Here is a 21181-nt window from a genome sequence, read left to right as displayed (position 1 = left end):
CTTCAGGGCTCTCCCTTTTAGCCCTCCTCGCGAAGGGCCTGGTCTAGGGCCTGCGCGGCGACGTCGGCTGGGTAGCCTTTGCGCCCCAACAGCGCCAGCGTCCGGCGCTCGCGCACCAACAAGTCCAGGCTGCTAGTAGTCCGGAGCTTCTTGCGGGCCAGCGCCAGCGCAGCTTGAGCCTCGTCTGAGTCGTCAATCTGTTCTAGCGCAGCGCGGATATGCTGCTCCGCTAGGCCTTTGCGTCGCAGTTCCTGCGCTACCGCGCGCCGGGCTGCGCCTTTTTCAGCGAAGCGGGTGCGGGCGAGGACGGCGGCGTAAGCGGCGTCATCTATGACCCCAGCGGTCTCCAAGCGGTCCAGCACCTCCTGGGCAATCCGCTCATCAACGCCTTTGACCGAGAGCAACTGAGCCAAGGCAGCGCGAGGTGCCGGGGAGCGGTCGAGTCGGCGCAGGACTAGGTCCCGCGCCTGCTCAAGCTCCTTGGTGTGCTCATCTGCCTGAAGCCAGGGCATCAGAAGCCTCCGGCATCCTCACCAAAAGCCGAATCCACGTCATCTAGTGGGGCGGTGCGGGCGCGCCCACCTGCCGCCTTAGCTTTGGTCTTGCCCTTTGGCGCCGTGGCCGCGGGCTCCTGCGAGTCCTCAGCAGCCTTAGCTGCCTGTTGAGCAGCAGCCTGCTCCGCTGCTGCCTGGGCGGCCGCCTCACGGGCCTGGCGGCCCGGCTCCCCTACCCCCAGAGCCGCGAGGATCTTCTCCTCAATCTCGTCAGCCAGCGCGGGATTATCCTTGAGGAAGTTGCGGGCGTTCTCCTTACCCTGTCCCAGCTGGTCCGTGCCATAGGTGAACCAGGCGCCGGATTTGCGCACGATGCCGTTGTCCACGCCCAGGTCCAGTAGGCCACCCTCGCGGGAGATTCCCTGACCGTAGAGAATGTCAAACTCGGCCTGCTTGAAGGGCGGAGCCATCTTGTTCTTGACGATCTTGACGCGGGTGCGGTTACCGACCGGCTGGTCGCCGTCTTTGAGCGTCTGGATCCGGCGCACGTCAATGCGCACTGAGGCGTAGAACTTCAGGGCCTTACCGCCAGTGGTGGTCTCCGGGCTACCAAAGAACACGCCGATCTTCTCGCGCAGCTGGTTGATAAAGATGGCGGTGGTGCCAGTGGCAGACAGCGCACCGGTGATCTTGCGCAGGGCCTGGCTCATGAGGCGTGCCTGCAAACCCACATGGGAGTCACCCATCTCCCCCTCGATCTCCGCCTTAGGCACCAGGGCCGCCACGGAGTCGATCACGATAATGTCAATGCCACCGGAACGAATCAGCATATCCGCGATCTCTAAGGCCTGCTCACCGGTATCCGGCTGAGAGACCAGGAGATTGTCTGTATCCACGCCCAGCGCCTTGGCGTACTCCGGGTCTAGGGCATGCTCGGCGTCAATAAAGGCCGCATTGCCCCCCATCTTCTGGCAGTTGGCGACGGCGTGCAGGGCAACCGTGGTCTTACCGGAGGACTCTGGCCCATAAACCTCTACCACGCGACCACGGGGCAGCCCGCCAATGCCAAGGGCTACGTCTAGGGCCACCGAGCCGGTGGGGATCACCGCTACCGGCGGACGGGTGTCATCCCCTAGGCGCATGACTGAGCCTTTACCGAAGGCCTTGTCAATCTGGGCGAGGGCGGTGGACAGGGCTTTGGCGCGGTCCTGGTTCTGCGTTGCAGCTGGCATGATGTTTCTCCGGTCTCAGGTGGCTGGGCCACGGCTTGCGGGGGCTGGTCTGTGCTGACGAGTTCCCCCTCACCGGGGGCTCGTGGACGACGTTATGCCCGACCACTGACACGAACTCCGCTGCTCAAGCCCGCTAAGGCTCAAGCACCAGATGGGCCGTCCGTGGAGAACACTAACCGAACACCTGTTCGATCTCCATCTGTGCGTCCCCGCGTGTCTCTCCCAGTTCCAGACACCGGCAAGCCAATCCATCAAGGCCTGCGTCGCGGGTCCTCGCGGTAAACCCAACGTTGCGAGTCGCTGGCATCGGTCTCATCGCAGAGCGCATCCCACACCTGGCGTGGCGGCACTCCCCGCGCCAGGGCTTGCTCTGCGGTGCAGCCCATCTCTGCTAACACCAGGTCCTGCGCTAAGGAACGGCCTAGCCCCGCGCCGTGGACCTCCTCCAGCGCACGCCAGAACTCCGAGTGTTTCACTAGCCACCTCTCACCCGGACCGGAGCTTTTAGCATAGCCAAAGGCTTACCCTGTCCCACCTTCAGAGACGGCGCCTACGCAGCCGAGCAAACAGGAGTGCCAGCGCCCCAAGGAGACAACCACCGAAAAGAAAGACCTCTGCGCCCGTGCCGCCCGTCAGAGGAAGAACTGGAACAGTGACTTTGTAATTCTTGAAACTTTCCGCAAAGGCATGCTCTATATGATCTTTACCCAACCTGAACTTGTGCTCAGTGCTGGAATCCAGCCGGAAACCAGCCGGAGAGGCCTGCTCGACCAAGACATAGTCACCCCAGGCTAAGTTCTCCACTTTGAATCTTCCCGGGAGCGGGTCTCGATCCAGGCCGAGGCATTGGCTCACACTATCTTTGACACAATCAGCGACCAGCTGCGCAGGGACAGTCGACCGCCCCGGAGAACTAAGACTCCAGACTGAACCACCTAGAAGCTCACCGTTGTCACCGTCAATTTTACTCCAACTGACTGAGCCCGTGCCCGCACGGTTAACAAACCTACCTGCCTTAATGGTCTTACCTATGTCTTTAGACTCGACCTTAACACCGTGCGGAGTGTCATCCCGAACGTAACCTGAGGGAGGGGTTTTCTCCGTCAGGACATACTCTCCGAGAGCCACAGACTTCAACAGGAACTTCCCTCCAGCAGGATCCTTGTCTGCGCCGAGGCACTTGTCAGCAGAGTCCTGCACACAGTCCGCGACTTCCATCTCACCCTGCGCTGGAGTTGTCTGTTTCCAAATCCAGACCGAACCCCCGATGATATCACCATTCTCAGTCTCCTTAACCTTGGTCCACGACACCTCTGGCAAACGCTGATTCGTGACTGACCCGATCGCTACTGTCTCACCATCATCCTTAACCGTAACAGTCCTCGCCTCATCGCTCTTCACATACCCTTGAGGAGCCGACTCCTCGACCAGGGAATATGTGCCGTAGGGAACTTCGGTGAGCCGGAAGTAACCTGCTCTGGAGTCCTGGTCTCCGCCCGGAGAGCATGGGATGGTTTTGCAGTCAGTAACGTTTTTAGCCTTCCCGGTAGGACGGGTAGGGGTAAAGGTCCAGATTGACCCAGGCAGGACCTTTGCGTCTTCATCCACTTTCTCCCAAGTAATGACTCCCTTAATCCTACGATTAGGTATAGCTTTAAGGTCCAACGGGGTAGTGGCATGCCTCTCCTCTATCTGGAACGTTGTATCCTTCTTTGCGGGAGTGTATCCCTCGGGGGCACTAACCTCATGCAAGGTGTAGTTACCCAAAGGAAGCCCTGTGACCTCGAAGTCACCGACGGCGGTATTCTTGTCAGACCCGTTATACCCTTGCTGCCCGGCGTTGTCCGTGACTTCGACGATCTTTCCGCCCGGCGCCTCTGGGATGATCCGCCAAGCCGACCCTGGCAGCCTGTCGCCAGTCTCCGCAGCAGTTTTAACCCACCTAACAGTGCCATCCTTGGACTTAGGGGAGTTGACGAACGTACAAGTGATGTCATTGGCAGAGCCAGCAGCGATATTCAAGCCGTAGGTAGGGTGATCATCGTCGCGACCTAATTTTTTATGAAGAGGAAGCTCTTTCCCAGTGTAGGAGTCTACACAGGACAGGCTACTGTCATAATCCGACATGCGTGTAGCACCGTTTGCAGGACCCTCCGCTAGAATGTATTCACGGCCCTTCTTGACGACGAATATTCCTGCGTATGCGAGAGCCCCGGTATTCTCGGTACTAGTCTCATCCTCCGCGAGCAGCACCTCATCCTTCCCCTTGACACTAATCTTGAACTGGTCCCCAGGTTTTGCTCTAGCTTTAACGTCTTTCACCAAGAACAAGGTGGAGGGAGAAGCGCAACTAGCAAGGTCGGTACCAACATTCTTTCCGACTGGATACATCTCCTGCGCATCACTATTGTTCTTGCCATTGTCTGGGTCAATAGAATATCCTCCAGTATTGGTAGCGCCTGCATCCGAGTACTGCAGAAACAAATTCCCATCTTCATCAAAAGCGGCACCGTTGAAACGGTCTGCTCTATCAACCTTCAGGTTGGGAACCTTCCCGGCTACCGGGATCTCGCGACTATTACGCTCTTTGAGTGCTTTCTCGATTTCTTCTCTCTGAACTGACACTATTTTGATGTCTTTGTGTCCGTTGCTCCACAGTAGGAACATGTCTCCGGCCGCATTAAAAACGATATCACCGTTGTCATGGTGGTCATCATTATCCAGCTCGGTAACCCTGATATACCCCACCGACCTAACCTTACTGTTCTCAAAGGTGAGCAACTCAAAGTACACTATCTGCCTGCCTTCTCTGCGATTCTCCCGATAGAATCCACCAAAATAGAAGTTGGCGTCCGCTCGTAGCGGTTCTATACCTCCAGCCACGAGGTTTTTTCTCTCCACCTTCAAGCTTGCAGGCAGATAGTCGCGGAACAGAGTCTCAGTCTGCCTCTCAGGAGTCCATCGATACAATGCAACCTTGTCGTGGCTTGAGCCAGCCCTGCGGTTAAAGGCATAAGCGACCGCGCCATTAGCGCCAATACCTAGACCATTAAACTCTTTATCTTTCTCTGAATCACTGAAGACAAAGGCCTTGACAGCCCTAGCGTTGGGCTTTCCATTTACAGAGGTGAACTTAGAGACCGTTCCGTCATCATTGCTGATCGTGTAATAGTCCCCCCGCGCACAAGATAGCTCCCCGCCGAAACGCTGCAACGGGAGCACTCCTGGAAGCCTCCCATGGGCCGCCGATACCGATATCGCCCCCAACGACCCGCTGACAGGGACAAGACCCCCGGCAAGCGCAGGGACACCATGTGCCGAGGTAAGAGACAATAGCAAAACCCCAGTAGACACCATAAGCCACAGCTTGTGCCCGATTCTCCCAACCCATCTCTTACCTAGCATCTGAGAGTGCCTCCTGCGTTCCTGTTCCAGCCCACCCAAGCTGAGGGCAGACACTAACTAGACAGGACGCTAGCAACCACATAGCCTCACTTAGTCAGCCGTTATCAGTCCGATAGTGCTCCTTTAGGCAGTAGCAACCCTGTTATGCAGCGACTCATAATGCCTTCTCATGACTCCAAGGAAACAGGCAGTAACAGGGACAGCCCCGACTCCTCAAAAGAGCCGGGGCTGCTTGCCGCTAGGAAACTCAGCGCAGAGTGACGCCCTGCTGGCGCAGCAACTCGTCCGGAACAGTGTCCGGGATCACTGATTCAGTCAGCGCAATCCGGTCAGAGACCTGGCGAAGCACCACTGACAGCGGTACGTCCAAGGCCTGACAGATTGAGGCCAGGAGTTCGGAGGAGGCTTCCTTCTGCCCGCGTTCAACCTCAGAGAGGTATCCGAGGGATACGCGAGCCTGTGAGGAGACTTCACGGAGGGTACGCCCCTGATGCTGACGGGCAGCACGCAGGACCTCACCGATCTCTCGGCGCAGCAGGACGTTCTCATGCTTGGGCATGTCCATGGCCACACGGTACCCCGTCGAAGCCACCGGGCGCATCCCTGGCCGGGCGGCAGGACGTACAGAGCGGGGGGCACGGGTAGAAGAAGCGTTTTTCATCGTCTGGCACAACCATTCATGAAGGCAGTTCATTCCCGGATCACAAGGGGCGATCGAAGAGCGCCATCTGGCTTCCGGTGAAAGAGATCCTCAGCTCTCAGGCTGAAAGAACCCTCGGAAGACGGTTGACCATTGCCGGAAGTCCAGTGCGAGAGTCATCACGCCCCTCCAGCCTTGGCCTCCAGGAGCGCAATGCCCAGTTTCAACGCTGCCACCACGCTGCCTTCACGCACTTCCTGGCGGCCCCCGCTTAGGTGCAGCTCCTGATGCAGCACACGCTGCGAACTCCAGGCAGCCACATACACAGTGCCAGCTGGGTGCCCCTCAGCTGGCCCAGGACCGGCCACCCCCGTCGTCGCCAAGCCCAAATCAGCGTCCATAACTCGTGCCACGCCAGCCGCCATTTGCCTGGCCACCTCAGGATCCACAGGGCCGGTGCGTGCCAACTGCGCCGCCTCAACCCCTAACAGCTGGGCTTTGAGTTCGGTGGCGTAGGCGACCACCGCCCCGCGCATCACCGCAGAGGCACCCGGCACACTCACAACGGCGTCGGCAAGTAAACCACCAGTAAGGGACTCAGCGACCGCCAGGCGCAACCCGTGCGCCTTGGCCAGTTCCAGCAGCCGCGAGGCGTGCTCAGCGGCAGTCACTCCGCTGCCTTCGCCTCACGCGCGAGCCGCAGAGCTTTGACTACATAGTCGACGCCGGTAGCCACCGTGACCAGCAAGGCAGCTCCGATCGCCACATACCCGACCACCTTCATGGCCTGCACCATTCCGGCCGGGGCAAACAAAGACCACGGCATCAGCAGACAAACCAACCCCAGCATTTGCAAGGTGGTCTTGAGCTTGCCTCCCATAGACGCTGGCATAACCACGTTACGGCGCAGCAGCACGAAGCGCAGGGCGGTGATGCCAAGCTCTCGCACCAGAATCACCACGGTGACCCACCACCACAGGATTCCAGCCACTGACAGCAAGATGAAGGCTGTAAGAGTCAGTGCCTTATCCGCAATCGGGTCAGCGATCTTGCCGAAGTTCGTCACCAGGTTCCAGGAGCGCGCCAGGTGCCCATCGAGCTGGTCGGTCAGCGCCGCCACCATGAACACGATGGTGGCCCACAGGCGGGGTACCCCACCGGACTGAAGCATCAACCAGATGAAGACCGGCACCAGGATCAACCTGGTCACTGTCAGGGCATTGGCGATGTTGCACAGCGGGGTTTCCTTCCCCTTCCGGGGAGTAGTTGCGGACACCGTTGACTGACCCATGGCACCAAGGTTACCCGTAAGCAGTAGGGCGCAACCCTCAGACCAGGCAGATTTTCTACCTTTTAGTTACCCTGATCACATGCCCTGCATTAAGAAAGCCTTTCAGAACGAAGCCTTGCGCCGTTTGCGCCGCCCTGGCCGCAGCCGGTCTCTCACCGCTTTGGGCATCCTTAGCCTCGCTTGGCTGCCACTGCAGGCTTGCACACCTGGCGCCCCCCACAACGGCCCCGGTACAGACCCCCGCACCAGCATCTTCAACGAACCCGTCGCCCTCCCCCGCGCCGGAGAATGCTCATCTGACCATCGGCTACTCCGGAGACCTCCTCATGCATATGCCGGTTATGGAGGACACCCCCGGTGGAAGTGGCGACATCTCAGGCCCGGTGACGGCAGCGCAGCCTTGGATATCCGGCGTTGATTTAGCCCTGTGCGGCATGGAGCTGCCGGTTTCACCTGATTCCATTCCCTCGGGATACCCCAGGTTTGCAACCTTGCCCGGCCTGCTGCAGGCGGTGGCAAAGGTCGGCTGGGACGGCTGTGCCACCGCCTCCAACCATGCAATAGACCAGGGCGAGGCTGGGGTGGATGCCACAATCGATGCTCTCACCGCCAACGGACTTGGTTATGCCGGTACCAACCGCTCTGAGGCCGAGGCGAAGAAGCCGTACCAGCTCTACCGGCTGGAACGCGCGGGACGCACCATTACGGTGGCGGAGTTGTCTACGACCTACAGTCTGAACGGTTTGGTGGATGAGACCGGCTGGAAGGTGCAGTTGAACGACGTCGCCGCCATCGCTGCCAATGCCAAAGCTGCGCGGGCAGAAGGCGCCCACGTGGTGGTGCTCCACTCCCAACTGGGTGAGGAATACAGCCCGGAGCCAGTGGCCGAGCAAGTGGAGTACGCCAAGCAGATCGCGGCCACCGGCGAGGTCGATGTGTTCTTTGGGGCGCACCCCCATGTGCCGCAACGCGCCGAAAGACTGGAGGGTGGTCCGGGCGGCAAAGGCATGTGGGCCTCCTACTCGGCAGGAAACTTCATCTCTAACCAGTCTGAGGAAACCGTTGGGGTCCTCACTTCAGCGATCGGGAACTTTGTCTGGGTGGAGGTCACGGTCACCCCTGAGGGCACGGCCCAGGTGGATGCTTTGCATTGGCATCCATTCACGGTTGATCACTACGCCGGTCACCAGCTGCGCGACCTGGGGGCGCTGCAGCGCGGGGAGTTTCCTGCGGGTTGTCAGATCAGTCAGGCGGAGGCCACCCGCCGCTGGAACTCCCTCATGGGGGTTATGGACGCCAGCACCTACACGGATACCGTGCCGCAAGCTAGTGGCTCAGCGCCAGTGGTGGTGAGGCGCCACTAGCTAGCATATAAAAGGTCTGACTGGCCCACAGGTCTGCAGAGCGGCCTAGCGACGGCGGGGCCGGTACCTAGCTGCCCCGTGGGACTCTCACCAGGAGGGGCCGCGGCCAGTCAAGCTCCAGGCGTCATCAGACTCTTCTCCCGCGGACTCGTCATCCCATGATTCTGACTCCGGCAGACCTTTGCCAGCTTGCAGTGGATCGGCGGCGTAGCGGTCCGGCAGGACGGTGGTGTTGCCGTCTACAGGACCGCCGTCCCAGTCCTGAGCTGCCCCAGCTGCTGGCGCAGCCGCCCCCGCTGAATCGGCCTCGTAAGCATCGTCTGCAGGCGCAGCCGGGGCCGCAGCATCGCCCTTGATCCACGCCAGGGTCTCCTCCAGCTGTTCAGGTTGGACCAGCACCACCCGCGCTTTGGAACCTTCGGAGGGACCGACGACCTCACGTGACTCCAACAGGTCCATGAGGCGTCCTGCCTTGGCGAAGCCCACGCGCAGTTTGCGCTGCAGCATTGAGGTGGAGCCAAACTGGCTGGAGATGATGAGCTCAGCGGCCTGCAGGAGCAGGTCCAGGTCGTCGCCGATTTCCTCATCGATCTGCTTCTTGACTTCGGGGACGATCACGTCCTCGCGGTACTCGGGTTGGAGCTGGCTCTTGACGTGCTCCACCACGTCGCGAATCTCGGATTCGTTAACCCAGGAGCCCTGCACCCGCACCGGCGAGGAAGCGCCCGGCCCCAGGTAAAGCGCATCACCTTGACCGGTGAGGGTTTCGGCGCCGTTTTGATCCAGGATCACCCGAGAGTCCAGCTGGGAGGCGGTAGCGAAGGCTAGACGCGAAGGCACGTTGGACTTAATCAGGCCGGTGACTACCTGCGCCACGGGACGCTGCGTGGCCAAGACCAAGTGGATACCAGCAGCGCGGGCAAGCTGCGTGATGCGCTGGATGGAGGCCTCTACGTCCTTGGGGGCAGTCATCATGAGGTCGGCGAGCTCGTCTACCACCACCAGCAGGTAGGGGTAAGGAGCGAGCACTCGCTGTGAACCAGGCAGGGGCTGGACCTCCCCGGCGCGCACGGCCTTGTTGAAGTCGTCCACATGCTTGAAGCCAAAGGAGGCTAGGTCGTCATAGCGGGCGTCCATCTCCCGCACCACCCATTCCAGGGCTTCAGCAGCCTTCTTGGGGCTGGTGATAATCGGCGTGATCAGATGCGGAATACCCTCGTAAATGGTCAGTTCCACGCGCTTGGGGTCTACCAGCACCATGCGGACTTCCTCGGGGGTGGCACGCATCATGATGGAGGTAATCATGGAGTTCACGAAGGAGGACTTACCTGAACCGGTCTGACCGGCCACCAGCAGGTGAGGAGTCTTGGCCAGGTTGGTGACGACGTAGTCACCCTCAACGTTTTTGCCCAGGCCCACCACCAGTGGGTGGGTCTGCTTCTTGGCGGCGCTGGAGCGGAGCACGTCGCCAAGCTTGACCATCTCGCGGTCGGAGTTGGGGATCTCAACACCGATGGCGCTCTTGCCAGGGATGGGGGTTAGCAGGCGAATCTCATCTGAGCCGACGGCGTAAGCGATGTTCTTCTCCTGGCTGGTTACCCGGGAGACGTTCACGCCACGGCCCAGTTGCACCTCGTAGCGGGTCACCTGGGGACCTCGGGTATAGCCACTGACGGTGGCGTCCACCCCGAACTCATTAAAGACGTCCTGTAGGCGGGACACAATGGCGTCATTGGCCTCGGAACGGGTGAAGTGGCCTGGGCCGGGGGTCAGCAATGAGTCCTCGGGCAGCGTGTAAGTGCGTCCATCGGGCAGCGCCATAGAGCTCATGGCGATCTCATCGGCCAAGTCCAAGGCGTCAGCGCTAGGCATGACAACCTCGTTCTCCTCCGTGATGGCGTCCGGCTCAGTTGGCGGCACTGGTCGCTCCGTGGTGCCTGCCACGGCATGGGATTCGTCAGGCGGCAGGGCGGCTGGCAGCGGCTGGCCGAATTCGTCTAGAAGCACCGGCTCGGCGTCGCCAGGCAGATCGAGCGGCACGTCAACCACGGCAGATGAACTGGCGCCGACTGGTCGGCTCGCACCAAGCCGCCCCTGGCGCCCTTTCGCGCCGGTCACACCACGGGCCGGACGGGCGGCGGTGGGGTTAGCAGGCGCCGCGCCGGTAGGCGATGCCGCAGTCGGGCTCGTGGCAGCTGGCTCAGCCTGGCTCGTGCGATTACGGCGCCCGTTGCCGCGTGGACGCGTTTCAGTCTCAATGGCAGAGCGGAAGGGTTCGTCGCCGTCATAGGAGTCCAGGCGGGCGGTGGCAGCGCCATCAGCTAAGGGGGCATGACGCCTGCGCACCAGAGCCAGTGCGCGCCCAGCCAAGGTGTCACCAGTGTCGGGGCGGAGGCCGCGCCGCTGTTCATGCGCTTCCTTGAGGTCCGCCACAGTGCGGCCGGAGACCACCAACAGGGAGAAAGCGGTCAGAAGCACCAGCAGGATTACTGCCCCAACCGAGGAGAAGAGGACGGCCAGCGGGTAGCCCACAAACCAGCCCAGCAGACCACCGGCCGACTCGAGTTGCCCCATGCCCGCTCCAAAAGCGGGGTTGCCTTTAATCACCTGCAAGATGCCCGTAACTCCGGCAAGAATCCCTAAGGTCCCCACCGAGAGGCCGAGGCGCCTGCCCGTGGAGGCGCGCAGGCGCAGCATCATAATGCCCAAGATGCCCAGGAGCACCGGCACCAGCACGCTAAGTAAGCCAACCGGGCCAGCTGCCAGGTGGTGCAAAGCTGCGGACGCAGCCCCGGATACCTTGAACCACTCGCGCAAACCGACCACAACCGCCAAGGCCAGCACTAAGAAGGCCCAGGCATTTGAGCGCAGGCCATCGCCGGAGGCGGTCTTCCGGGGTTCAGTTATGGGCCCGGATGAGGTGTTCTTAGAGCCACCCCGGGAACGCTGCGGCGAGATGCGTTCGGTCTTGGAAGCGCGTGAACGAGAGTCAGCCATGATGACTCCACGCTAGCGGCAGGCGGGCAGGGGTGCCGGTCAGCCACGCCGCCCAAGCTGCTGGGGCTTTATCACGCCTTCCTGAACTCAGTCATCGTGGGAAAGCAACCGGTCAATCTCATCGGCTCGCGGCGCGCGGGCGGGCCCCACGCGAGCCACTGCCTCAGCCGCCGCCGCATTGGCCCGGCGCGCAGCAGCAAGCACATCCAGGCCACTCATTAGGCCAGCCACAAGTACTCCGGTGTGGGTGTCACCAGCACCGGTGGTGTCCACGACGTCGCGAGCAAAGCCCGGCACCTCCACCGGTCCCCCACCGACTGGCCACAGCACGCAGCCGTGCACTCCGGTGCGTCTGACGATTAGGGCGTTCGGTGCTGCCGCCCGCATGGCAGCGGGCGATCCAAGCCGGGCTGAGAGCCCAGAAATTTCCAAGTGGTTGCCAGTTAACAGGGTGGTGCGAGCCAGCAGTGCCTTTAGGTCCTGGTCACCGATCTCGGCCTCTACCGGCCCCAGGTCGATCACCAGTCCAACGCCGTCGGGCAGTTTGAGGAGCCAGGGCATTAGCAGGGCGCGGGAGGAGGGATGGACTAGGTCATAGCCGGTGGCATAGACCCAGTCGCCTGGCCGCAGTTCCAGCAGTTCCAGGTCCTCAAGCTGCGGCTCGTTCTCCACGCCTTCAGTGGTGATGAAGGTGCGTAGGCCGGAGGCATCCACCAGGGTGGTGCAGGTGCCAATATCTCCCACCAGCTCGCCAACTAGCAGCTCGACGCCGTCGCGCATCAAGGCCTCCCGCACCAGCACCGAGTTGGGTCCGGTACCCAAGGTGGCGGCCAGGCCGGCGGGAACGCCCTGACGCGCTACCGCAGAGACCACGGTGTAGCCGCCCCCAACGGCGGGGCCGGAGGAGGTTGCGGTCACCGCGCCACCGGGCGCAGGGATGCGGTTGACGTGCAGCGGCAGGTCGATCAGAACCGAGCCGGTGGAGATGAAGCAGGCGGGACGACGCATGGGGGTCGCCTCAGGCCTCGATGACTACGGGCACGATCATGGGGCGACGGCGCAGGCGACGCCCCACCCAACGGCCCAGCGTGCGGCGCATAGCCTGCTGCATGGAGTGAGCGTCGGCGTTGCCGGAGTCCAGGGCCTGTTCCAAAGCAGCGGTGACGTCTGGGAGTACCTCATCAAAGACGGAGTCATCCTCAGCGACGCCGCGAGCCTGAATATGCGGACCGGCCAGGATGGTGCCGGTCTTGGTCTCCACCACGGCGTATACGGATACGAAACCTTCCTCAGCCAAGATACGGCGGTCCTTGAGCTCGGACTCGTCGATCTCTCCCACGGAGGAACCGTCCACATAGACGTAGCCGCAGGGCACGGCCCCGGCAATGCGGGCCTTGCCATCCAGGAGGTCCACCACCACCCCGTCTTCACAGAGCATGACGCGCTCTGGCGCCACGCCAGTTTTGACAGCAAGTGCACCATTGGCCACCAGATGGCGTATCTCCCCATGGATAGGCATCACATTGGCGGGCTGGACGATGTTGTACACGTGCAGCAACTCCTCGGAGGAGGCGTGCCCTGAAACGTGTACGCGCGCATTGCCTTGGTGGACCACCCGCGCCCCCAGCCGCATGAGCTGGTTGATAACCCGGTACACGGAGTTCTCATTGCCGGGAATCAGTGAGGAGGCAAAGATGACGGTGTCACCGGGCTCAAGGGTGATGGATTTGTGCTCACCGTGAGCCATGCGGGACAGAGCCGCCATAGGTTCCCCCTGGCTGCCGGTCGCCATAAGGACGCGCTCGTGGGGAGCTAGGGAGGCAATGTCACGGGCATCAATGAGCACTCCTCGCGGCACCTTCAGGTAGCCGCGTTCCGCGGCGATACCCATATTGCGCACCATGGAGCGGCCGATCAGGGCCACCCGCCGTCCGTGGGCGTCAGCAGCATCAAGCACCTGCTGCACGCGGTGCACATGGCTAGCGAAAGAGGCGACTACGATCTGCTGGTCCGATTCCGCGAAGACATTGTCCAGCACGGGGCCGATCTGGTTCTCGTGCCCGATCATGCCGGGCACCTCAGCATTGGTGGAGTCCACACAGAACAGGTCCACGCCTTCCTCCCCGAAGCGGGCAAAGGAGCGCAGGTCGGTGATGCGGCCGTCGATGGGCAGGGAGTCCATCTTGAAGTCACCGGTGACCAAGGCGCTACCAGCGTCAGTGCGAATCATGACGGCCATGGCGTCTGGGATGGAGTGGTTTACAGCCACGAACTCCAAGTCAAAGGGCCCGTAGCTGACCTCCTCGTGTTCCTGTACCTCGTGCAGGATCGGCCTTAGGCGGTGCTCCTTGAGCTTGGCTTCCACAAAGGCGAGGGTGAGCTCGCTGCCCACCAGCGGGATGTCTTCACGCAGGCGCAGGAGGTAGGGCACGGCGCCAATATGGTCCTCGTGTCCGTGAGTGAGTACGAGAGCGACGACGTCGTCGAGGCGTTCACGGATGTGGTCGAAGTCCGGGAGGATCAAATCAACACCAGGCTGGTCCTCCTCCGGGAAAAGGACGCCACAGTCAACGATGAGGAGCTTGCCCTCAGTCTCGAATACCGTCATATTGCGTCCGACCTCACCGAGGCCACCTAGCGGCACCACTCGCATCGCGCCGTCTGGAATCGGACCGGGAGCCTTTAGCTTGGGGAAACTCGTCACGGCACGAGTCTAGCTGCGTGTGGAAGACCCCAAGGCCCAGTCCTAAACGCACAGAAGCCCAGCCATCGCTGACTGGACTCCTGAGATCTGGTACCCCGTACCGGATTTGAACCGGTGCCGCCGCCGTGAGAGGGCGGTGTCCTAGGCCGCTAGACGAACGGGGCCTGTATTTTGTTGTGACCGGTGAACCGGCTGGTACCCCGTACCGGATTTGAACCGGTGCCGCCGCCGTGAGAGGGCGGTGTCCTAGGCCGCTAGACGAACGGGGCCTGTATTTTGTTGTGACCGGTAAACCGGCTGGTACCCCGTACCGGATTTGAACCGGTGCCGCCGCCGTGAGAGGGCGGTGTCCTAGGCCGCTAGACGAACGGGGCCAGTATTCTGTTGCGGTGAGCACACCTGTGCTGCATGAACTCCAAGGACTTAGCAGGCACGAGGCGCATTCGCTGGGGTACCAGGACTCGAACCTAGAATGGCTGAACCAGAATCAGCTGTGTTGCCAATTACACCATACCCCAATGAGGCTCTACGCCATCCAACCCGTGGGCGGCGCAGCGGGTCAGAATCTACAGGCAGGCCTGCATGGGAGCAAATCCCCATCGCGTGAACACAGACACACAGGCGACTATAGGATCTGTTTGCTTCCCTTCCAGTTCTGACGATGAGGTCCTGATGTCCCGAAAGACCTTTGCCGCCGCATTGGCTGTAGCCTTGGCCGCCTCCCTCACCCTGTCCGGCTGCGGCAACGCGAGAGGTTCAAAGAGCGCTGCTGACTCCGCCGGCCCAGTAGCAAGCTCCCGGGAGCGCGAACCGCAAGGGGATGAACCCAGTTCACAACCTGAGCCGGGTTCCTATCTGGTCAGCCCGGGTGCCCAGCCAACCGTAGCTCCGCCGCCAGGGGGGTCTTCCCAAAGCGGGGTGATCTCTATCGACCCGTCCGCTCGCCCCACCTTGGCCGCGCCACCAACTCCCTGGAGTCCACCCGAGGTCAAGTTCTACATGGAGGACGCCTCCGTCTGGTTCTACGACCAGAGCGTGGTCAATGTGGAGGCCGTCTCCAAGCAAGGCAATATTGAGGGCTATCGCACCTACGACGGGCAGTGCCTTGGCTATGTCACTCGCGATATCGAGGAGAAGACCCACAATTCCATTCTTGGAGACCGCCCGCTGTCCAGCGTGCTAGCCACCGCCAATGAGGCGAAGGTTTCTAACCTTTCCAATACTCCTGAGCGAAGCGTTGAGGCAGTTCGAGACGCAGGTGGCACCATGGAGGGCTTCTGGGTCTCTTACTCCGGCGTCTTCACTTACCACGATGGCACCCAGGAAAACGTTGAAGGCTACCGCTTTGCCCGGGTCGTGACCTCCGCAGGCTTGAAGTTCTCGGTCCAGATCATGTGCCGTCAGGGTGCGAATATCAGTCAGGACCAGTGGCTGACCATCCTGAAGGGAATCCGCCTGGAAGGCATAACCGCGGGCAAAATGAGCTGACCCTGCGGCGAAAGCAAACTGTGTGGGGCTGAGCGTAGCGGCGCTCAGCCCCACACAGTTATCTGCGAACTTAACTCCCCCAGCTCAGCCCTTAGCCCAGACGCTCCCTTAGGGAACGCAGCCGGACCAGGCAGGAATCACGGCCCAAGATCTCCATGGACTCAAACAGTGGTGGAGAGACCTGACGTCCGGTTACAGCCACACGTAGCGGCCCAAATGCCAGGCGCGGCTTAATCCCCAGCCCCTCAACGATGGCCTCGCGCAGTACTTCCTCCAGGCGCTCTGTGCCCCACTGCTCCGCAACCACTGGCTCCAGGGCGGCGATGGCGGCGTCTAGAACGGCAGGCGCAGAATCCTTGAGTTTGTCCAGGGCTTTACCATCCACGGTGAGCTCGGCGTCGGCAGTCAGCAGGAAACCGAGCATCTCCCGGGCTTCACCCAGCAGTTGGATGCGCGTCTGAATCAGAGGGGCGGCGGCAGTGAGAATCTCCTGCTCCCTGGCGCTCAGATCAGCGAAGGTGCTGCCGGATACCAGCGGCTTAGCGACCCACTCAGGGTCAGCGGGGTCGGGGTAAACGTCGGCCAGGTAAGGAACTAGACGGTTGCGGAAGTCCGCGGGATCCAGCTGGCGCACATGCTCCGCGTTGATGGCCTCGCATTTCTTGGGGTCAAAGCGAGCCGGGTTTGGGTTGACGTCATGCACGTCAAAGCTCTGCACCAGCTGAGTGGGGCTGAAGACATCCTCATCCTTGGACAGGGACCAGCCCAACAGCGCTAGATAGTTGAGCAGGCCCTCGGGGATCATGCCGCGGTGGCGATGAATAAGCAGATTGGACTCGGGGTCACGCTTGGAGAGCTTCTTGTTGCCCTCCCCCATGACATAAGGCAGGTGCCCGAACTCAGGCATGACCTGGGCGCGACCAATTGCCATGAGAGCCCGGTAGAGAACCACCTGGCGGGGGGTGGAGGAAAGTAGGTCCTCACCGCGCAGCACATGGGTGATGCCCATGGCGGCGTCGTCCACAGGGTTCACCAAGGTGTAGAGCGGGTCGCCGTTGGCACGCACCACGACGTAGTCAGGAACAGCACCAGCTTTAAAGGTGATGGGGCCGCGCACTAGGTCATTGAAGGTGATGTCTGCTTCAGGCATGCGCATGCGCAGAACGGGCTTGCGACCCTGCGCGCGATAAGCAGCCTTTTGCTCCGCAGTGAGGTCGCGGTCGAATCCGTCGTAACCGAGCTTAGGGTCCTCCCCCTTGGCGCGGTGCCGCGCTTCGATCTCCTCAGGGGTGGAGAAGGACTCGTAAAGGTAACCGGCCTCCAGCAGTTCTGCCGCCACCTGTTTATACAGGTCCATGCGCTGAGACTGGCGGTAAGGCTCATGGGGGCCGCCCTTGCCAACGCCCTCGTCCCAGTCGAGACCTAACCAGGCCAAGGAGTCCAAGATTGCCTCGAAGGACTCCTCGGAGTCACGAGCAGCGTCAGTGTCTTCAATGCGGAAGACGAAGGTGCCGCCTACATGCCGGGCGTAGGCCCAGTTGAACAGGCAGGTGCGGACCATGCCGACGTGTGGGGTGCCGGTGGGTGAAGGGCAGAAGCGGACCCGAACGGGTGAGCTGCCGACGGCGGGGATAGCGGATGCGGAAGAGGCTGTGTCACTCATGGTGAGACCAGCCTAGCGCTGGGATGTAGCCCCCAAGCTGCACCGGCACCCTCAGCCGGTGTTGCCCAAGACACCAAACCAGAGTCCGCTCAACCTGCGTGCCAGCCTGAATCCGCACCGCTAGCCTTGGCACATGGACGCCGCCAGCACTATCTCCAGCTTTGACTCAGTGACTCCTGAGGTCCTGCGTGAAAGAGCGTCACTAAAGTGGGCTCGCGATCCACAAGCGATTGGCGCCTGGGTGGCAGAGTCTGATCTAGGCACAGCACCGGCGATCACTGCTGTGTTGGAACAAGCGGTGCAAGATGGCGCCTTCGGCTACCTGCCTCCGGCACTGTCGGCGGCAGTGGCGCAGGCGACCGCCAATTTCCAGGCCCGTCGCTTTGGCTGGCAAGTGGATGCCGCTGATGTGAGTCTGCTGCCGGATGTGCTCTGCGCCTTTGCCGCTTTGCTGGACCGGCACAGTCGCCCGGGCTCAGCGGTGATTGTGCCAACCCCGGCCTATATGCCTTTTCTGACCATCCCCAGCATGTATGGGCGCAAATGCGTGCAGGTCCCATCCCGGCAGGAACCCGGGCCTGATGGCTCCTCCGCTTGGTCCCTGGACCTGGATGGAATTGCGGCAGCCATGCGGGATGGTGCCGGGGTGCTGGTGCTTTGCAACCCGTGGAACCCGGTGGGGCGGGTGCTAAGCACCGTGGAACTCGACGCCGTCGCTGACTTGGCCTGTCGTTACGGGGTGACGGTTTTTGCTGATGAGATCCATGGGCCTCTGGTGTTGGATCCCCGGCTGCAGCATGTGCCTTATGCCTCCCGGCCCGGCGCGGATCCCGCTTTGACTTTCACCGCTACGGCAGCTTCCAAAGGATGGAATGTTGCGGGTTTGAAATGCGCACAGCTGATCGCCTCAGGTGGGGCGCGGGCCAAATGGGAGTCGAGTGCGATCTCCCGGCATTTGGCATTCGAAGCCTCAATACTGGGGGCTAAGGCAGCGGTGGCGGCGCTGAGCCCCGATGGTGTGGCTTGGTTGGATGTGTTGCGCGGCTACTTGTGGGGCAATGCGCAAGTCCTCACGCATGAGCTATCCGAGGTTCCGGGTCTCACGCTTAGCTGCCCGGAGGGTACCTACCTGGCCTGGTTGGACTTGACGGGCACGCGCGCAGCCAGTGACCCGGCGGGCCACCTGTTGCGGGAGGCCCAGTTGGTGGTCAACGAGGGTGAGGCCTGCGGCAGGGGTTACGAGTCCTGCTGCCGACTAAACCTAGCTACCAGTCGGAGCATTCTGACCGAGATGGCGGGGCGAATTAGCCAAGCAGTGGCTTAAGCCGGAGCTGCTTGCCGAGGCCGTTATGAGAGCGCGCAGCTAGCTGCCAGTGCAGCTGCGCCGTCGGCCCCACCGCCCTTAGCGGCGCACCACAGGGTTGGAGAAGGCCCCTAAGCCTTCTATCTCCACCTGCACCCGCTGCCCGGCGCGAATTGGGCCTACGCCTGCGGGGGGTCCGGTCAGCACCACATCTCCTGGCAATAGGGTAAAGATGCCTGAGACGTAGGCGATGAGTTCGGCCACCGAGTGGATCATGTCGGCGGTGTTGCCGGTTTGCATCACCTGCCCGTCTACGCGTGTGCGCAGCACGGCGCTGGCGGGGTCAAAGGCAGCGGGCTTGCCAGGCTCGGGGACCTCAATCCAGGGCCCCAGCGGGCAGGAGGTGTCAAACCCTTTGGCGCGGGTCCAGGTGGCGTCGGCGCGCTGGCAGTCGCGGGCCGAGACGTCGTTGGCGACGGTGTAGCCCAGGATCACACGCTGAGCATCCTGTGGACTGAGGTCCTTGGCCAAAGATTTGATGACGACGGCGAGTTCGGCCTCGTAATGGACCTCCTGGGACCACTCGGGCAAGACGATTGGGGCGTCTGGCCCGATCACTGAGGTATTTGGCTTCAGGAAGACGATGGGCTCGGCGGGCGCCTCAGTTCCCATCTCTTGCGCATGGGCAGCGTAGTTCTTTCCAATTCCCACCACCTTTGAGCGGGGAATCACTGGAGAGACTAGGCGAGCCTCTGACAGGGGTACCACCTGGCCAGTGGCCTCAGGCAGGGTGTAGAGCGGGTCTCCTTTGAGAACCACTAGGTGGCCTTCGCTCTCCCCACCGGGGGTGGGATCGTCTGCCGGCAGGCCCTCAACAATGCCGTAGAACAGCTCGTCACCGGTAGAAAAGCGCGCAATCTTCATGGGCTTAGAGTAGTGGCTCACTGCGGCCTGCGGTCACAGACTCTGCCGCCCCACACCAGTCAAGGGTGCGGGGCGGCAAGATCCATGGCCAATTAGCGTGGCTCAGTCCTTCTGGGCGGATGAGGGCTGCCGGTGGGGACCGCCTGCCCATACTTCACCCGGCAATTTGCCCGGCAGGAAGGGGTTGTTGGTGGAGTTAAAACGGATGTGCTCCAGCTTGCCTGCCAGGTGGAGGCGGTGCTGGTGCTCCCAGTCACGCAAAGCCCCGAAGGCCCACTTGCCGAGCAGAACGATTGAGACGATGTTAATGATCGCCATCAGCCCCATGGCTACGTCAGAAAGGTTCCACACGAAGGTCAAAGTGGAGGTGGCGCCAATATAGGTGGCCACCAGAATCATGGTGCGCAGCCAGTAGTGCTTGGAGCCTTCCTTGCGGCTGAGGAAGTCCACGTTGACCTCGGCGTAGGTGTAGTTACCTAGCAGGGAGCTGTAGGCGAAGACGAAGATAATGAAGATCATCAGGTACTTTGCCCAGCCGCCCAGGGTGGCGACGGTTGAGGCAGTGGTCAAAGTGCCTGCGGCTTCTTTGGCAACCGTCTCGCCCATAGCCATGGTTGTGGCTGGGTCGTAGACGCCAGAAAGCAAGATGATCAGTGCGGTGGCGGTGCACACCACGATCGTGTCCACAAAGACACCCAGGGACTGGATGAAGCCCTGGTTGGCGGGGTGCGCAGTGGTGGCGGTGGCAGCAGCGTTAGGCACGGAGCCCTCACCGGCCTCGTTGGAGAACAGGCCACGTTTGATCCCATTGATCGCAGCCGCGTAGATGCCACCGCCAATACCGGCAAAGGCCTGGTCCAGGCCGAAGGCGCCCAGGAAGATGGAGGCGACAGCCCCGGGGATGGCGTCAAAGTTGAGCACCAAGATGACAATCGCGATGAGCGCATACAAGCCAGCCACGAAGGGAGCCATCCATTCCGCAATAGTGGCCACCTGCCGGATGCCACGGAAGACAATCGGCGCGCTGATGAGCACCAGCACCAGGCCGGTGATCCAAGGATCGATATCGAAGGCCCCCTTCATATTGCTAGCGATGGTGTTGGCCTGGGTGGCCTCGTAGGCAAAACCGAAGACGAAGACGATCACGACGGCGAAGATCGAGCCCCAGGTCTTGGATCCCAAGCCCTGACTGATGTAGTAGGCCGGTCCACCCCGGAAGGAGCCGGAGGTGTGGGGCACCTTGAACATTTGAGCCAGGGTGGACTCGATGAAGCCAGTGGCCATGCCGACCAGCGCCACCAGCCACATCCAGAACACTGCCCCGGGCCCTCCCATGGTGATCGCGATGGCGACACCGACGATATTTCCGGTGCCCACTCGGGAGGCGATTCCGATTGCAAAGGCCTGGAAGGAGGAGATGGAGCCGGCCACCTCGTCTGACTCGCGGGAGTCTGCGATTACCTTGACCATGTGGCCGAAGAAGCGGAACTGCAAGCCAAAGGTACGGATGGTGAAGTAGACGCCAACAGCGATCAGCAACCAAGCCAGGAAGCCGCCGTAGAGGTAGGTGGAAACATCGTCCAAACGCTTGGCAGCGCTATCAAAGTACTTGCCCAGGTCAGGGCCTGAGGCTGCCAGAAGTGGGAGTTGAAGGGTCATAGCCGAGAAGAATATAG

At 61.5% G+C, this 21181-nt stretch carries 16 protein-coding genes and 4 tRNA genes; 3 read left to right on the top strand and 17 right to left on the bottom strand.

All coding sequences use genetic code 11. The annotated features are described in order from the left end of the window. Window positions 1–17: 17 nt before the first annotated feature. From DR039_RS07775 to pgsA, 7 genes are all read right to left on the bottom strand, one after another. Entirely contained in the window at window positions 18–512 is a 495-nt protein-coding gene (locus DR039_RS07775) for a regulatory protein RecX (protein WP_111836817.1), read from the bottom strand. Continuing rightward, on the bottom strand, window positions 512–1726 hold the full coding sequence (gene recA / locus DR039_RS07770) for a recombinase RecA (protein ID WP_111836816.1): 1215 nt from the start codon (window positions 1724–1726) through the stop codon (window positions 512–514). The genes DR039_RS07775 and recA overlap by 1 nt, the downstream gene beginning before the upstream one ends. 251 nt (window positions 1727–1977) lie before the next feature. Further along, the gene (locus tag DR039_RS07765) at window positions 1978–2202 is read right to left on the bottom strand and encodes a DUF3046 domain-containing protein (RefSeq protein WP_111836815.1); all 225 of its coding nucleotides are present in this window, start codon (window positions 2200–2202) and stop codon (window positions 1978–1980) included. A gap of 61 nt (window positions 2203–2263) precedes the next feature. Beyond that, window positions 2264–5131 (bottom strand): SpaA isopeptide-forming pilin-related protein, encoded by a 2868-nt coding sequence (locus DR039_RS07760; protein WP_111836814.1) that lies wholly within the window; start codon window positions 5129–5131, stop codon window positions 2264–2266. A gap of 247 nt (window positions 5132–5378) precedes the next feature. Next, on the bottom strand, window positions 5379–5732 hold the full coding sequence (locus tag DR039_RS07755; RefSeq protein ID WP_111836813.1) for a helix-turn-helix domain-containing protein: 354 nt from the start codon (window positions 5730–5732) through the stop codon (window positions 5379–5381). Window positions 5733–5950: 218 nt separating this feature from the next. Then, complete coding sequence (locus DR039_RS07750; protein WP_111836812.1) at window positions 5951–6442, bottom strand: CinA family protein; 492 nt, start codon at window positions 6440–6442, stop codon at window positions 5951–5953. Beyond that, window positions 6439–7062, bottom strand: a complete 624-nt coding sequence (gene pgsA / locus DR039_RS07745; RefSeq protein WP_111836811.1) for a CDP-diacylglycerol--glycerol-3-phosphate 3-phosphatidyltransferase — start codon at window positions 7060–7062, stop codon at window positions 6439–6441. The genes DR039_RS07750 and pgsA overlap by 4 nt, the downstream gene beginning before the upstream one ends. A 50-nt stretch (window positions 7063–7112) precedes the next feature. On the opposite strand from pgsA, the gene DR039_RS07740 reads away from it, so the two are divergent. Further along, on the top strand, window positions 7113–8426 hold the full coding sequence (locus DR039_RS07740; protein ID WP_318268930.1) for a CapA family protein: 1314 nt from the start codon (window positions 7113–7115) through the stop codon (window positions 8424–8426). An 87-nt stretch (window positions 8427–8513) separates the two neighbouring features. Here the strand turns inward: DR039_RS07740 and DR039_RS07735 are convergent, their stop codons facing one another. The 7 genes from DR039_RS07735 to DR039_RS07705 form a co-directional block, all read right to left on the bottom strand. Then, window positions 8514–11423, bottom strand: a complete 2910-nt coding sequence (locus DR039_RS07735) for an FtsK/SpoIIIE family DNA translocase (RefSeq protein WP_111836809.1) — start codon at window positions 11421–11423, stop codon at window positions 8514–8516. Window positions 11424–11510: 87 nt separating this feature from the next. Then, window positions 11511–12431, bottom strand: a complete 921-nt coding sequence (locus tag DR039_RS07730; protein ID WP_111836808.1) for a PfkB family carbohydrate kinase — start codon at window positions 12429–12431, stop codon at window positions 11511–11513. Window positions 12432–12441: 10 nt separating this feature from the next. Next, on the bottom strand, window positions 12442–14076 hold the full coding sequence (locus tag DR039_RS07725; protein WP_111836807.1) for a ribonuclease J: 1635 nt from the start codon (window positions 14074–14076) through the stop codon (window positions 12442–12444). 139 nt (window positions 14077–14215) lie between these two features. Next, a tRNA-Glu gene (locus DR039_RS07720) sits at window positions 14216–14291 on the bottom strand. A 29-nt stretch (window positions 14292–14320) separates the two neighbouring features. Further along, window positions 14321–14396 (bottom strand) — tRNA-Glu (locus DR039_RS07715). A 29-nt stretch (window positions 14397–14425) separates the two neighbouring features. Further along, window positions 14426–14501, bottom strand: a tRNA-Glu gene (locus DR039_RS07710). Between the two features lie 72 nt (window positions 14502–14573). Further along, window positions 14574–14645: transfer RNA gene (locus DR039_RS07705), tRNA-Gln, on the bottom strand. A gap of 154 nt (window positions 14646–14799) precedes the next feature. Between DR039_RS07705 and DR039_RS07700 the strand changes: the two genes are divergently transcribed. Continuing rightward, window positions 14800–15615 carry a hypothetical protein gene (locus DR039_RS07700; protein WP_111836806.1) on the top strand — a complete coding sequence of 272 codons (816 nt, stop codon included), beginning with the start codon at window positions 14800–14802 and terminating at the stop codon, window positions 15613–15615. Between the two features lie 91 nt (window positions 15616–15706). On the opposite strand, the gene gltX is transcribed toward DR039_RS07700, so the two are convergent. Beyond that, window positions 15707–17278, bottom strand: a complete 1572-nt coding sequence (gltX, locus tag DR039_RS07695) for a glutamate--tRNA ligase (RefSeq protein ID WP_111836805.1) — start codon at window positions 17276–17278, stop codon at window positions 15707–15709. Between the two features lie 133 nt (window positions 17279–17411). Here gltX and DR039_RS07690 point away from each other — a divergent pair, with 133 nt between their 5' ends. Next, window positions 17412–18602 (top strand): MalY/PatB family protein, encoded by a 1191-nt coding sequence (locus DR039_RS07690; protein ID WP_111836804.1) that lies wholly within the window; start codon window positions 17412–17414, stop codon window positions 18600–18602. A 78-nt stretch (window positions 18603–18680) separates the two neighbouring features. Here DR039_RS07690 and DR039_RS07685 read toward each other — a convergent pair whose 3' ends face one another. Beyond that, window positions 18681–19505, bottom strand: coding sequence for a fumarylacetoacetate hydrolase family protein (locus tag DR039_RS07685; protein WP_111836803.1), 825 nt, complete (start codon window positions 19503–19505; stop codon window positions 18681–18683). Window positions 19506–19607: 102 nt separating this feature from the next. Then, the gene (locus tag DR039_RS07680) at window positions 19608–21164 is read right to left on the bottom strand and encodes an alanine/glycine:cation symporter family protein (RefSeq protein ID WP_111836802.1); all 1557 of its coding nucleotides are present in this window, start codon (window positions 21162–21164) and stop codon (window positions 19608–19610) included. Window positions 21165–21181: the final 17 nt, after the last annotated feature.

The organism is Actinomyces bovis (assembly GCF_900444995.1).
GTDB lineage: Bacteria > Actinomycetota > Actinomycetes > Actinomycetales > Actinomycetaceae > Actinomyces > Actinomyces bovis.
This window is presented reverse-complemented; position numbering and strand designations above follow the sequence as displayed.